The organism is Jejuia sp. G7-7, from assembly GCF_055808955.1.
Map to the genome: position 1 here is coordinate 1,558,319 of NZ_JBVVSZ010000002.1, position 14,077 is coordinate 1,572,395.

Sequence of the window (14,077 nt, forward strand, 5' to 3'; positions counted from 1 at the left end):
CCCGAACTTGTTTCAGGGTCTCGTTCATTAACTAACACTTCGCTTCTAGCAATAATATTAACATATTAAAGCTTCGCAAAAAGGATACCGCTGCAATCCCTAATGCGAGTTGCGTCCATTTATTCATAATTCGTATTTCAAAAAGCCTAATTCGTAAATCGATTCACTATTTTTGCAATCGCAAATGAATACTTCAAAAAAAGACATACGAGCATTAACAAAAGAACAATTAAGAGATTTCTTTGAAAGCGAAGGCGATAAAGCTTTTCGTGGCAATCAAGTTTACGAGTGGCTTTGGCAAAAAGGAGCACATACTTTTGAGGCAATGACAAACATCTCAAAGCAAACCCGACAAATGCTCGAAGATAATTTTGTGATCAACCACATTCATGTAGATACTATGCAACGCAGTAACGATGGTACTATAAAAAATGCAGTACGATTACATGATGGGCTAATAGTAGAATCTGTTTTAATACCAACTGCAACCCGAACCACAGCATGTGTTTCTAGTCAAGTAGGATGTAGTTTAGATTGTCGCTTTTGTGCAACAGCGCGTTTAAAACGTATGCGAAACCTTAACCCAGACGAAATTTACGATCAAGTAGTTGCCATAGATAACGAAAGTAAATTGTATCATAATCGTCCCTTAAGTAATATTGTATTCATGGGTATGGGAGAGCCATTAATGAACTACAATAACGTATTAAAAGCCATTGAAAAAATAACTTCGCCCGAAGGTTTAGGCATGTCTCCAAAACGGATTGTAGTCTCCACATCTGGAGTGCCAAAAATGATTAAAAAAATGGCAGATGATGCTGTTAAATTTAAGCTAGCCGTTTCATTACACTCAGCAATTGATGAAGTGCGGACTTCCATAATGCCTTTTAACGAAACGTTTCCATTAGCAGATTTAAGGGAAGCCTTACAGCATTGGTACGCTAAAACCAAAAATACAATTACTTACGAGTATGTAGTTTGGAGTGGTATAAACGATAAAAGAAAAGATGTAGATGCCTTAGTACAATTTTGCAAATTTGCACCAAGTAAAGTCAATTTAATAGAATACAATCCTATTGATGATGGAGAGTTTCAGCAAGCAAAATCTGAAGCTATAAATATGTATCAAAAAGTTCTAGAAGACAATAATATAACTGTAACTATTCGTCGAAGTAGAGGTAAAGATATTGATGCAGCTTGTGGACAATTGGCAAATAAAAGTTAATAACTAAAAAAAGCTGCAGATTGCAGCTTTTTGTTTACTATATATCTAATTTAAAATAGCTTAATTTTTTACAAATCTTTTAGATGCTTTTCCTTCAATAGAATGAATATTTAGAATATACAAGCCAGCACTTAATTCTGAAACATCTATTTTTTTATTGAAATTTTTACCTGAAATAGCTTTTACCACTCTCCCATTCATGTCCGTAACTTCAATCTTGGTTGGTTCAATATTACTAGGAATTGATAAGTTAAGAATATTTGCAACGGGATTAGGATATACAGATATAGATTTTGAAAGTTCTTCATTGCTTTCAGTCGATAAAGCTTCTACAGCAACTGCTCTAACAGTAAAATCGTCAAATGCAGCAATAGTTGATGCAGCATTTGTTGCACTTGTTAGTACAGTAAAATCAACTTCAGCAGGATCTGTTCCTGCTAACGCGCCTGAAACACCTACATAAAAACCAGGGCCTCTCCAAATTACCTGTCCTGTAGTTTTATTAAAAGCAAACCCTACTCTGTACCATGTGTTTTCTGTTAAAATAATTTCAGGAGTTACGGCATCACCAAGGTTAAAAAAATAAGTTCCAACAGCACCGCCTCCACCTGGGTCAAAATAAGCAAGACCAGTAATTGCTTTAGTAGATGGGACAAATCTAAATCCGGCTATGGTGTTAAATGAAGCATCATATAATCGTATTCCAGTTGTCACTTCGCTTGTTGTAGCTGGACCGGTAAAAAAATTATATTCAATTTCAATAATGTCATTACCTGATGTTCTTGTACCCCAACTTCCGGCAAGCCCATTTAACCAGACAAATTTATTGCCTGTAGCAGCACTTGGACCAGTTATAACTAGTACATTTGCCAAAGATATAGTAGAATCTACAATTTGAAAATCAGTATTTGCTCCAGCATCAGTAAACGTTAATAATCCTCCTTGTCCTGGTGTTGCTCCACCAATATCAGTTCCAACGTCTCCAACGGTTAAACCGTCAAAATTTTCAGCTTGCAATAGTTGGGCATTAGCATCAATAAAAATACTAAGGAAAGTTAGGGAAAATAATAATAAAGTAATTTTTTTCATAGTAAAAGAATTAAAATTAGTAGTTTAAAATAGTAATTTAATGATGATTAAAAGTTAGTTCATCGATTAATAACATTTTTTTCTGTTATAATGTTTAAAGATTCAATCCTTGTTTTATTTCAAGATTATAGTATAGATATAACTTTATTAGTAGATTTGCGAAAACTCTATAGCAATAATTGAAAATAGTAGAACAAATAAAGCATCCAATAGCTTATGAAATGGAACTTTTTGAGCAAAAGTTTCAGCTTTCAATGTCTAGCAAAGTAGCTTTATTGAATAGAATTACCCATTACATTGTAAACAGAAAGGGTAAACAAATGCGACCAATGTTCGTGTTTTTGGTTGCAAAAATGGTATCGGAAGGCGAAGTTAGCGAGCGTACCTATCGAGGTGCATCTGTTATAGAATTGATTCATACAGCAACTCTTGTGCATGATGATGTGGTGGATGATAGTAACAGAAGAAGAGGTTTCTTTTCAGTAAACGCCCTTTGGAAAAATAAAATTGCCGTTTTAATTGGCGACTACTTATTGTCCAAAGGCTTATTGTTGTCTATAGATAATAACGATTTCGACTTATTAAAAATCATTTCAATAGCAGTTCGCGAAATGAGCGAAGGTGAATTACTTCAAATTGAAAAAGCAAGAAAACTTGATATTACAGAAGAGATTTACTATGAAATTATCCGTCAAAAAACAGCAACTCTAATAGCAGCTTGTTGCAGTTTGGGAGCTGCATCTGTAAAGCCAGAATCTCAGCATGTGGATACCATGCGAAAGTTTGGTGAACTCATAGGGATGGCATTTCAAATAAAAGATGATTTGTTCGATTATGGTGAAACAAAAATAGGCAAGCCTACAGGTATCGACATTAAAGAGCAAAAGATGACGTTACCTTTAATTTACGTGTTGAATAACGCTACTAAAAAAGATAGAAAATGGCTTATCAACTCTATCAAAAATCATAACAAAAATGCTAAACGCGTTAAACAAGTAATTGCTTTTGTAAAAGATAATGGCGGTTTAGATTATGCCATATCTAAAATGAAGTCTTTCCAAGAAGAAGCACTTCAATTACTTCAAACGTATCCAAATTCAGAGTACAAAAATTCACTTGAACTTATGGTGAATTATGTGATTGATAGGAAAAAGTAAAATACTTTCCAATAAAATAAAATTCTCAGGCAACCATTTGCACAATAATTGCGTCTTTATAAATAGAAGGCTAAATGAAACAACTTTTGAAAGTTATACAACTTCATAAAAACGAAAGTACATTGATAAAAAAGGCGATTAAAAATAATCGTGAATCACAACATGTATTGTTTGAAATCCACGCGCCTAAAATGTTAAGTGTTTGCCGATATTATATAAAAGACGTTCAGCAAGCTGAAGAAGCTATGTTAAATGGATTTTTTAAAGTATTTCAAAATTTAAAAACTTATAAAAACGAAGGTAGTTTTGAAGGGTGGATAAGACGTATTATGATTCGAGAATCAATTTCATATTTAAGACAAAAAAAGTATTGAATTTCTTTCTGAAGATGGTGTTATTCCGAATGATTATGCAAATAACATTCAAACAGATTTAGAGGTTAATGATATTCAGAAACTCATAGACAATTTACCAGAAGGCTACAAAATGGTTTTTATTATGTATGCTATTGAAGGTTATAAACACAATGAAATTGCAGAACTTTTAAAAATTAGTGAAGGCACATCAAAGTCGCAACTATTTAAAGCACGAAAAATGCTTCAAGAAGAAATAAAAAAATAAACAAAACAAGCTATGGCACCAATTAAATTTGAAGACAATTTTAAAGAAAAGCTAGATAAGCGGATCATAGCACCATCAAATGACGCTTGGGATAAATTATCAGAACGTTTAGATAGCGTAGATGATACTAAAAGTAATAAAAGAGCATGGTGGTTAGGTATTGCCGCAAGTGTTATTGGAGCTTTATTTATAGTATCTCAATTTATAAATAATAAAGATAATATTGATACACCAGTTATTGTAGATGCGCCTGAAACAGTTAAAACCCCTGAAGAAAAATTAATTCTCAATGAGAAAGGAGTTCAAAAAAACGAAGCAACAATTGCTTTAGAAGATGTGAAATCTATTAAAAATATAGAAGAAAAGAATACGGCTTCAAATAGCAATAATTCCAAAACCCTTTCTAAAGAAATACAAATTCAAATAGCAAAAGAACAAACACTTCCAAAATTAAAAAGTGACGTTGCTATTTTAAATGATAAAAAGGGAGACGAATTAATATTTGAAACAGAAAAAGTTCATGAGGTTGCAAGCATCATTAATACTATGGATAATGAGCAATCAGGAGTGTCAGATGCCACTATAGATTCCCTTTTAAAACAAGCACAAAGAGATATTTTATTACATAGAATGAAAGGCGAGGACAAAGTTTTAGTAGATGCAGCGCTCTTATTACAAGAAGTAGAATTTGAGTTAGATGCATCTTTCAGAGACAAAGTGTTTAAGGCCTTAAAAGATAGTTATGGCACAGTTAAAACAGCAATTGCGCAACGTAATGATTAAAAATCAATCAATTATAATCATATTTTCAATCAAATCATCAAACAAAAAACGAACAATTATGCAAACAATTACAAAGTACTTAGTGCTATTAGTTTTAAGCTTAAATGCGTACTTCATCAATGCGCAGGATAGCACTCCAGAACAAGCAAATCAAATTAAAATTGAAACATTAAAGGCCAAAATTTCTAAAATTGAACAGGAAGAAAAAACGAAGCTAAAAGCTGAGGTAGAAGCTATAGATTTAAAGCTAAACAATGGAGAAATCTCTGAAGAAGAAGCCAAAGCACTTAAAATGGATATGGCTAAAAAACGGGCTTTAAATATTGAAAACCGCACAGCAATAATAAATAATAAGATAGCCCTATTTGAGCGAAATGATGGAGATTACAATTCTGAAGAAAATGAAATGGTATTTAGAATAGGAGGAAGTGAAGGAGGCGATTCAAGTTTTATTTATTTTGGAAAACAAGAAGATGATAAGCCTAAAAACAGAAAATACGACAGGCGTACCACAAGTGACTTTGTTCTGGCATTTGGTTTCAATAATGCAATTATAGATGGGAAAAGTTTAGACGATTCTCCATATAAAATTGGTGGTTCTCGCTTTTTTGAAATGGGTTGGGCTTGGAAAACACGTGTATTTAAAAACTCAAATTTCGTTCGATTTAAACATGGAGTTTCACTTCACATCAATGGCTTAAAACCAGACGATAATCAGTATTTTGTAAAAAATGGCAATCAAACCATGCTAGAAGAGTTCCCAGAAAACTTAAGAAAGTCCAAGCTATCTATTACCAATTTAGTATTCCCTATGCATTTAGAATTCGGACCATCAAAGAAAATAGAAAAGGATACGTATTTTAGATATTCCACTAAAAAACATTTTAAAATAGGAGTAGGAGGTTATGCTGGTTTTAATATTGGTACACGTCAAAAATTAAAGTACGATTTAGATGGAGAACGCACAAAAGACAAGCAAAAACGTGGTTTCAATACCAGTAGTTTAGTATACGGTTTAAGTACTTATTTAGCATTTGGAGATACCGCTTTGTATGTTAAATATGATTTATCACCTATTTTTAAAGATCAACTAGTAGACCAAAACAATATTTCCATTGGTGTACGGTTCGATATGGATTAGTCTGAATTTTAACTAATAAAATAAGAACCCAACAACCTGTAAATATCACTTTGGTTTTAAAGTCGGGTAGCAGTAGAGCAAGTAAGAAAATTATCGATATGGTAATTAACTTAATAAATCGAGCAATCTGAAAGACTTTTGTTAAATCAGAAGATGTTTTTTTCTTCATTTGCGATTCAATGCTAACGTTATGTGTATGGTGTTTATCCCGAAGGGTATGCATTATACACTTGTTAGCTACTATTTATTTTACAAAATACATTTCCAATTCCCCTTTTCCTTTTACAAAAATCTTTCCACGAGAAAGACAAGTAAAGTCATTTTTAATGAGCTCATAGGTCGGTGAAGAAATATTGATTTTACCAGCCTCACCAGAGGACTCTATCCTGCTAGCCGTATTTATTGTATCTCCAAAAAGGTCATAAGCAAATTTCTTTTTGCCTACCACACCAGCAACTACAGTTCCTGAATGTATGCCAACCCTCATTCTCCATTTTAATTCGTGGTTCTTATTCCTTTCCTCAAGGTAGGATAGCATCTTTTTTGCGGCTGTGATACAATTAGCAGCATTATTTATAATTTCATCTTCAAGACCACATGCGGCCATATATGCATCACCAATTGTTTCAATCTTTTCAACTTCCGTTTCTTCCATGATTTCATCGAATCGTCCAAAAATATCATTGAGTTCATTGACCAAAGTGATTGCTGATATGGATGATACAAGTTCTGTAAAGCCTTCAAAGTCTGTAAATAGGACAGTAACATTCTTATGTCTTTTAGGAATTGTCTTACCGCTTTCTTTTAAGTCTCTTATTATGTTTGCTGGTAGAATATTATGCAGAAGATCATCTGATTTTTTTCGTTCAGCCATTAAAGATTCCTCTGATTTATCAATTAGAACAGATAAACTCGATATGAGTATGAGGCAAATGAATCCAGTAATACTGATATTAACTATTTGTGATATGTAGGGGTCTAATCCGTCAAAATGAGCAGTTATGTTTGATTGAAACATTACAGTAATAATCAGAGTCAGGCAAGCCAGAATACTAAAACCATGGGCGATATTCCTTGCCTTTTTGGGAAAAGTCATGTATGGCAGGATAATAATTAGGAAACAAACTACTGCAACGCCTGAGGAATATCCCAACAAATAAAGAAACAAGAGAACGGACATATAAGATGCCAGAATAAGCCATGTGGAAGCAAGGATTCGCCACCCTTTCCTGTTGTATATTATCACAATTAGAAACATCAATCCCAACAAAGCATTGCTCCCGTAAATCACTAGTGAGTCTGTAAAAAAATGCAATTAGCATCCAAATTGCATTATAAATTGCTCCTAAAACGGATGCAATATTCGTTACACGCAAATATCTGATTTCAGTAATGGAAGAGTCATAATTAATTCCTACATCAACCATTCTTTGAATAAATCTAAACCTGTTTTTATCATAAGTTGACATAAGCTCCTCTCAATTTCTATGTATTAATAACTTCTTTTCTATTGTAGCTACGTGTTCGTATAAGGTTTGTTGCGTGGCTAAGTATATAATTTAACAAATAAAAACCGAACAGAAAATCCGCTAGGTTTTTAGTAAGTAGGCTAGAACCAGCAAAAAATTATATACGTCTTAAGTTTGTCATTTATTAAATTTAAGCAATAATCAGGAAGAACAAAAGAGAGAAATAAGGTTAGTATACAGGGTGAAGCTTTGACTTCGACAACATTGATAACCCTCTCCTTTTACTACTTAAACTTCGTTCAGTTCTGTGAGACCAAGATCTCGATTTTAAGTAGCCAGTATGTGAGTAGCGTTGTTCTTTCCAAAATTCAGTTCTTATGACTAAAGATAGAAAAATTTATGGTATTGACATTAGTAAAAATGTGTTCGATATCTACAACAACGAGTGCGGTTATTATCAATTAAAAAATGGTGAATCAGGGTTTAAACAGTTGTTAAAAAGCTTACCTAAATCCTCATTAGTGGTTATGGAAGCTACGGGCTGTTATCATTATAGGTTGGCTCAGTTTCTACACAAAAAAGGTGTTTTAGTATCGGTAGTTAATCCTTTATCAGTTAAACGTTTTATCCAGATGAAATTGGCAAAAGTAAAGACGGATAAAAGTGATGCCAAATCCATTTGTGAGTATTGTGTCATAGGCAAACCTGTGTAAAAAATTGCTTCTGCATTTATAATTTCTTCATTTTTAAATACCTTAAAAATTAATTTTAAATTTTCAGGTGTATTTTTGATATACCACGTTTTTAATTGTTTGCTCCAAGTAGCTTTTGGGATATTCCTTAAAAGGGTTATTAATTGCGTGTTATATTTAAAATTAATAGTGATTTGATGCTCTTCTCTGTGATATTTGCGTTCTAAAGTAATTAAAGGTAAGTTGTTTATTTAATTAGTAGTTTTCTTAAAAATATACATTTTAGATAAATTTATAACAATCATCGTTTATCCTTTTTATAAACTACATGCATTTTAAATATTGAGAAATGCATTATTTTGTCTTACTTTTACATTCCGCAAAAATAAACTGTTTTGATATCGCAATCATCCATAGATCAAGTATTTGATACCGCCCGAGTTGAGGAGGTTATTGGTGATTTTGTACAACTTAAAAAAGCAGGAAGTAACTTTAAAGGTTTAAGCCCTTTTAGTGATGAGCGTTCTCCAAGTTTTATGGTATCGCCAGTAAAGCGAATCTGGAAAGATTTCTCCACAGGAAAAGGAGGGACAGCTGTATCTTTTTTGATGGAACATGAGCATTTTACCTATCCAGAGGCAATTCGATATTTAGCAAAAAAATACAATATTGAGTTAGAAGAAACAGAACAGAGTAACGAGCAAAAAGAAGCTGCCAACGAACGCGAAAGCTTGTATTTGGTAAGCGAATTTGCAAATACTTATTTTCAGAAAATATTACACAAAACCGATCAAGGAAAATCCATTGGGTTAAGTTATTTCAAGGAACGTGGTTTTACTGATGAAACTATTAAGAAGTTCGACTTAGGTTATTCCTTAAACGAATGGCAAGCCTTTACAGATGAAGCTTTAAAACAAGGCTATCAATTAGATTTTTTAAGTAAAACCGGACTTACCATTGTTAAAGAAGATAAACGTTTTGATCGTTTTAAGGGGCGCGTCATGTTTCCAATAAAAAGCATGAGTGGTCGCGTATTAGGTTTTGGCGGACGTATTTTAATCACCGATAAGAAAGCAGCAAAATATTTAAATTCTCCAGAGAGTGATATTTACCATAAAAGTAAAGTACTTTACGGTATCTATAACGCAAAACAGAGTATTGCAAAAGAGGATAATTGTTTTTTAGTTGAAGGGTATACTGATGTTATTCAGTTTCATCAAACGGGAATTAAAAATGTGGTATCTTCTTCAGGTACTGCATTAACCTCAGAGCAAATACGTTTGGTAAATAGGCTTACAAAAAACTTAACTGTATTGTTTGATGGTGATGCAGCAGGAATGAGAGCTTCTTTACGCGGTATAGATTTAATTTTAGAACAGGGGATGAACGTGAAAATTTGTACGTTTCCTGAAGGCGAAGATCCTGATAGTTTTGCAAAACAAAATACTCTTGAAGAGTTAATACATTATCTTGAAGAAAACTCAAAAGATTTTATTCAATTTAAAGCATCTGTTTTATATGAAGATTCTAAAAACGATCCTATAAAAAAAGCGGAGACCATTAGAGATATTGTAAATAGCATTTCTAAAATTCCTGATACTATAAAAAAGGAAATCTATATTCAAGAATGTGCGCGAATCATGGATATTAGCGAGCAAGTATTGTTTAGCACTTTAGCACAAATCAATAAAAAAGAAACTCAAGAAGAACAAAAAAAGTCTAAAAACCAACAAAAAACCTTTGAGATTATAAAGCATGAGCAACCTGTTAAAAAGGTAGATGTTCAATATGTTTTGGAACGCAAAATAATTGAGATTTTATTACTCTATGGCAATAAAGTAGAAGATTTTGAAGACCTTGTTTTGAAAGAAAGTGATAGTGGAGAGTTACTATTAGAACCCGTGATACATCAAGCCAAAGTGTTTGAGAAAATATATTTGGATTTACAAGATGATGAAATGGAATTTTCTAATTCGCAATTTAAAGACTTGTATTATACAATTATAGATAAGTTAAACCAAACTCCTGAGTTTGAGTTGAAAAATTTTATAAATACAGTCGAAGCCAATACAGCTAATGAAATAACTACCATCTTAATGGAAGATGAGCGCTATGTATTAGATGATTGGCATCGAATGAATATTTTTCCGAAAGAGAAAACTCAAAGTATAGCACAATTAGTAAGCGAAACTATTTTAAGTCTTCGATGTTTTTTAATTGAACAAAAAGTGATAGAGTTCAAACAAAAAACGTTAGAACACAAATCTGAAATTAACAAATCTGTATTAGAAGAAGTTAAAGATTATTCTAGCTTAAAAATGCTACTGTCTAGAAAACTCAATCGAGTACTATAGGTCTAAAAACTTAGCTTGATTTACCAAGTCAACCATATTGTCAACTTTAAGTTTTTTCATCAAACGTGCTTTGTAAGTACTCACAGTTTTTTCGTTGATATCTAATTCCTTAGAAACTTCTTTATTTTTCTTTCCGATAGCCAAAAGTTTTAAAACTTCAGTTTCTCTAGTAGAAAGCTTTTTAAAGAATGTACCATTTTTGTTAACTCTATTGCCAAAAGCTAATTCTTGAGTTAACGCATTACTTAAATGGATACCACCGTCATGTACTTTATTTACTGCTTCGTTTACTGTAATTACATTTTCAAGTTTAGAAATGTAACCAGCTGCACCAGCTTTTATAGAATTAAAACCATAAACATTTTCTGGTTGAGCACTAAACATTAGTGCTTTTACATCAGGATAGTCTGATTTTAAATGTCTTAAAACGGTAAGCCCATTCAGTTTAGGTAAATCAATTTCAGAAAGAAGTACATCAACTTTTTCTTTTTTAGGAATTCTAGAATGGCTTCGCCATTGTCAACACTTCCAACAATTTTTACATCTGAGGATGCAGAAAATAAGTGTTCTAATCCTTTTCTAATAATGGGGTGAGGGTCTGCTATTAATAATTTAATCATATTCTTAGGGTTTTAATATCTATGGTGTTGTTAATTTTTGAGAGAGCCATAGTTTTAATAGAATACTCTAATTGGTAAAAATACTAAAATTTTATTGATAACGCAATACTTACAACAAATTGTTAGGAATCTCGCAAATAGGTATGGGTATCATCTTATGTTTATTGTTGTTATTGTAACGTTTGTAAATTTTAAATACTTCTTTTTTACGTCCCAAAAAATCATCAACAGTTTTACCTTCATCTGCCATTTTCATGGCCCATTCTAGTTCTGGGTAAGTAGCTCCAATTTGGTCTTCATCACTTCTTGCATCTCCAAATAAGCCATCACTTGGTGCTGCTTTCATAATAGAATCAGGAACTTGTAAATATTCGCCTATGGCGTAAACTTCAGACTTCATTAAATCTGCAATAGGGCTTAAATCTACACCACCATCTCCATATTTTGTGTAGAAGCCTACACCAAAATCTTCCACTTTGTTACCTGTTCCTGCAACTAAAAGGCCGTACAGTCCGGCATAGTAATAAAGTGTTGTCATTCTAAGGCGCGCTCTAGTATTTGCCAAAGCCATGTCAATAACAGCTTGTTCACCATCCATAAAAATTTCAGTCTTAAATTCTTCAAAAACAGGTGTTAAATCTGCACGAGTTTCATCTACATTGTCAAAACGTTGTTTTAGTTGTGCAATGTGTTCGTGTGCACGAGATACATGGCTTTCAGCTTGGTGTATTGGCATTTCAACACATAATACATTTAAACCCGTTTTAGCACATAATGTTGAAGTAACAGCAGAATCTATACCACCAGAAACCCCAACAACAAAACCATTTACACCTGCATTTGTGGCATAATCTTTTAACCAGTTTACAATATAATCTACAACTTTTTCTGTTTTCATATAAAGCGAATTTTAATCTTAGAATAGTACCTTTGCAAACAAAAATAAACCATACACTCAATTTATAAAAATTTATGACGTTTAAGTTTTCTATGAAAAATTTGTTGTTGTTTTTTTCTTATTGTTTTCGCTATTTCTTGTAAAAATGAAAGTGAACTAGAGAAAACTATTGATGCCATTAATAGTGATGTATCAATAGAACGGTTTGATTTGTTTTTTGGTAAGGCTACTGTAAACGATTTGCCAAAAATGAAGCAAGCTTACCCGTTTATGTTTCACAAGAAATATCAAGATTCATTTTGGATTGAAAAAATACAGGACACTATACATCAAGAATTGGTTAGAGAAGTTGAAAAAGTTTTCCTAATACAAATGATATAGAAACTGAAATTGAATCACTTTTCAATCATTTAAAGTATTATTATCCTGAATTTAATATCCCAAGAGTGATCACTACAACCTCGATGGTAGATTATAGAAATAATGTTATAATAACCGATACAATTGCGCTTTTAGCTCTTGATAATTATTTAGGAGAGGGGCATTTTTTTTACCAAGGAATTCAAAAATTTATTAGAAGAAACTTTAAAAAGGAGCACATTGTAGTGGATATGGCTACTAAATATGCTGAACGTTACATATATCAACCACAACGAAAAACCTTGTTAGATGAAATGATATTTTATGGTAAAGCATTGTATTTTAAAGATGTGATGTTGCCGCATAAAACTGATGCAGAACGTATAGGGTATACTGATAAAGAGATTGAGTGGGTGCTCGCCAATGAAAATTACATTTGGCGGTATTTTGTTGAGCGTGAATTACTGTATAATAAAGATGCTAAATTACCAGCAAGATTTGTAAATCCTGCACCATTTAGTAAATTTTATTTAGAAGAAATTGATACTGATTCTCCAGGAAGAATTGGGCAATATATAGGTTGGCAAATTGTAAAAGCATATATGAAAAATAATGAAGTGTCTTTCAAAGATATGTTGCGAATAAAACCTCAGGAGATTTTTAATAATTCTAAGTTTAAACCACGAAAATAATGGCAAATAAAATAATATCTAAAATTGAGTTGAATGTTGAATTGGATGAAAACAGAGTTCCTGAAAAGTTACATTGGACAGCCGAAGATGGAGGTATCTCAAATGCTGAGGCTAAAGCGATGATGTTATCTGTCTGGGATGATAAAGCTAAGGAAATGTTACGCATAGATTTATGGACCAAAGATATGCCTGTTGATGATATGAAAATATTTTTTCATCAAACCTTAGTGGCTATGGCGAATACGTTTAATCGCGCTACCCAAGATGAAAAAATGACTGCTACCATGAAAGATTTTTGTGATTATTTTGCTGAAAAATTGGAGTTGAAGAAGTAGTTAGTTTTGTGTTTTAGAATCTCGGATTTCCTTTTTCAAATGATCCAAATACAAAATACCATTTAAATGGTCTATTTCATGTTGAAAAACAACCGAAGTAAAACCGTCTACAGCTTCTGATTTGTGCACGCCTTCCAAAGTGTCATATTCAATTGCGATGGTATACGAACGACTATTCAACGTGTCGCTTCTATCAGGGATAGACAAACAGCCTTCTTTTACAGTTTGCTTTTTTTCAGAATAGTTAGTAATCTCAGGGTTTAAATACACTTCAAACGGAAAGTTTTCTTTATCAAAACGTTGTACCCAAATGATTTTTTTAAAACACCTACTTGTGGGGCAGCAATACCAATACCTAAAGACATGCTGTCTCTAACGGTTGCATATAATCGTTTCACAAAATTTTGCAATACAACATCATCAGGATTAGGTTTTACATATGCGCTTTTCATTCTTAGTAAAAGCGAATCTTTTGTATCTGTAATTTTATAAACGCGCATAGGCGTGATATTATCAGCATTCATAATTAACTGTTGTTCTTTCGAAGAAAAAGAAGTGTTATTTGAATTTTTTGAACTCGAACAACCTAAGATTAAGAGTGAAACTGTTACTATAAAGAGTATTGTTTTCTTCATAAGAGT

The 14,077-nt window shown here is 32.5% G+C and carries 11 protein-coding genes and 4 pseudogenes; 9 read left to right on the top strand and 6 right to left on the bottom strand.

What is annotated here, in order from left to right:
- Nucleotides 1–184: 184 nt before the first annotated feature.
- On the top strand, nucleotides 185–1,225 hold the full coding sequence (gene rlmN / locus AC0L5U_RS17420) for a dual-specificity RNA methyltransferase RlmN (protein ID WP_473417717.1): 1,041 nt from the start codon (nucleotides 185–187) through the stop codon (nucleotides 1,223–1,225).
- Nucleotides 1,226–1,285: 60 nt separating this feature from the next.
- Here the strand turns inward: rlmN and AC0L5U_RS17425 are convergent, their stop codons facing one another.
- Complete coding sequence (locus AC0L5U_RS17425; protein ID WP_473417718.1) at nucleotides 1,286–2,314, bottom strand: T9SS type A sorting domain-containing protein; 1,029 nt, start codon at nucleotides 2,312–2,314, stop codon at nucleotides 1,286–1,288.
- Between the two features lie 179 nt (nucleotides 2,315–2,493).
- On the opposite strand from AC0L5U_RS17425, the gene AC0L5U_RS17430 reads away from it, so the two are divergent.
- The 4 genes and pseudogenes from AC0L5U_RS17430 (at nucleotide 2,494) to AC0L5U_RS17445 (ending at nucleotide 6,016) form a co-directional block, all read left to right on the top strand.
- The gene (locus tag AC0L5U_RS17430) at nucleotides 2,494–3,471 is read left to right on the top strand and encodes a polyprenyl synthetase family protein (RefSeq protein ID WP_473417719.1); all 978 of its coding nucleotides are present in this window, start codon (nucleotides 2,494–2,496) and stop codon (nucleotides 3,469–3,471) included.
- An 86-nt stretch (nucleotides 3,472–3,557) separates the two neighbouring features.
- A pseudogene (locus tag AC0L5U_RS17435) lies at nucleotides 3,558–4,118 on the top strand (RNA polymerase sigma factor).
- Complete coding sequence (locus AC0L5U_RS17440; RefSeq protein WP_473417720.1) at nucleotides 4,105–4,875, top strand: hypothetical protein; 771 nt, start codon at nucleotides 4,105–4,107, stop codon at nucleotides 4,873–4,875. Before AC0L5U_RS17435 ends, AC0L5U_RS17440 begins: the two are co-directional and overlap by 14 nt.
- 58 nt (nucleotides 4,876–4,933) lie before the next feature.
- A complete protein-coding gene (locus AC0L5U_RS17445) occupies nucleotides 4,934–6,016 on the top strand; it encodes a hypothetical protein (protein WP_473417721.1) in 1,083 nt (360 codons plus the stop codon).
- 244 nt (nucleotides 6,017–6,260) lie between these two features.
- Here the strand turns inward: AC0L5U_RS17445 and AC0L5U_RS17450 are convergent, their stop codons facing one another.
- Nucleotides 6,261–7,112, bottom strand: a complete 852-nt coding sequence (locus tag AC0L5U_RS17450; protein ID WP_473417722.1) for an adenylate/guanylate cyclase domain-containing protein — start codon at nucleotides 7,110–7,112, stop codon at nucleotides 6,261–6,263.
- 750 nt (nucleotides 7,113–7,862) lie between these two features.
- On the opposite strand from AC0L5U_RS17450, the pseudogene AC0L5U_RS17455 reads away from it, so the two are divergent.
- Together AC0L5U_RS17455 and dnaG are read left to right on the top strand one after the other, a co-directional pair.
- A pseudogene (locus tag AC0L5U_RS17455) lies at nucleotides 7,863–8,174 on the top strand (IS110 family transposase); the annotation flags it as partial.
- A 398-nt stretch (nucleotides 8,175–8,572) separates the two neighbouring features.
- Complete coding sequence (gene dnaG, locus AC0L5U_RS17460; protein ID WP_473417723.1) at nucleotides 8,573–10,531, top strand: DNA primase; 1,959 nt, start codon at nucleotides 8,573–8,575, stop codon at nucleotides 10,529–10,531.
- Here the strand turns inward: dnaG and AC0L5U_RS17465 are convergent.
- From AC0L5U_RS17465 to nadE, 3 genes are all read right to left on the bottom strand, one after another.
- Nucleotides 10,526–11,029, bottom strand: a complete 504-nt coding sequence (locus tag AC0L5U_RS17465; protein ID WP_473418327.1) for a LuxR C-terminal-related transcriptional regulator — start codon at nucleotides 11,027–11,029, stop codon at nucleotides 10,526–10,528. The genes dnaG and AC0L5U_RS17465 overlap by 6 nt on opposite strands.
- On the bottom strand, nucleotides 10,972–11,151 hold the full coding sequence (locus AC0L5U_RS17470) for a helix-turn-helix domain-containing protein (RefSeq protein WP_473417724.1): 180 nt from the start codon (nucleotides 11,149–11,151) through the stop codon (nucleotides 10,972–10,974). The genes AC0L5U_RS17465 and AC0L5U_RS17470 overlap by 58 nt, the downstream gene beginning before the upstream one ends.
- A gap of 109 nt (nucleotides 11,152–11,260) precedes the next feature.
- Nucleotides 11,261–12,049 (bottom strand): NAD(+) synthase, encoded by a 789-nt coding sequence (nadE, locus tag AC0L5U_RS17475; RefSeq protein WP_473417725.1) that lies wholly within the window; start codon nucleotides 12,047–12,049, stop codon nucleotides 11,261–11,263.
- Nucleotides 12,050–12,141: 92 nt separating this feature from the next.
- On the opposite strand from nadE, the pseudogene gldB reads away from it, so the two are divergent.
- Nucleotides 12,142–13,101 (top strand): annotated as a pseudogene (gene gldB / locus AC0L5U_RS17480) (gliding motility lipoprotein GldB).
- A complete protein-coding gene (gene gldC, locus AC0L5U_RS17485) occupies nucleotides 13,101–13,436 on the top strand; it encodes a gliding motility protein GldC (RefSeq protein WP_473417726.1) in 336 nt (111 codons plus the stop codon). Before gldB ends, gldC begins: the two are co-directional and overlap by 1 nt.
- Here gldC and def read toward each other — a convergent pair.
- Nucleotides 13,437–14,071: pseudogene (def, locus tag AC0L5U_RS17490) on the bottom strand (peptide deformylase).
- Nucleotides 14,072–14,077 lie beyond the last annotated feature (6 nt).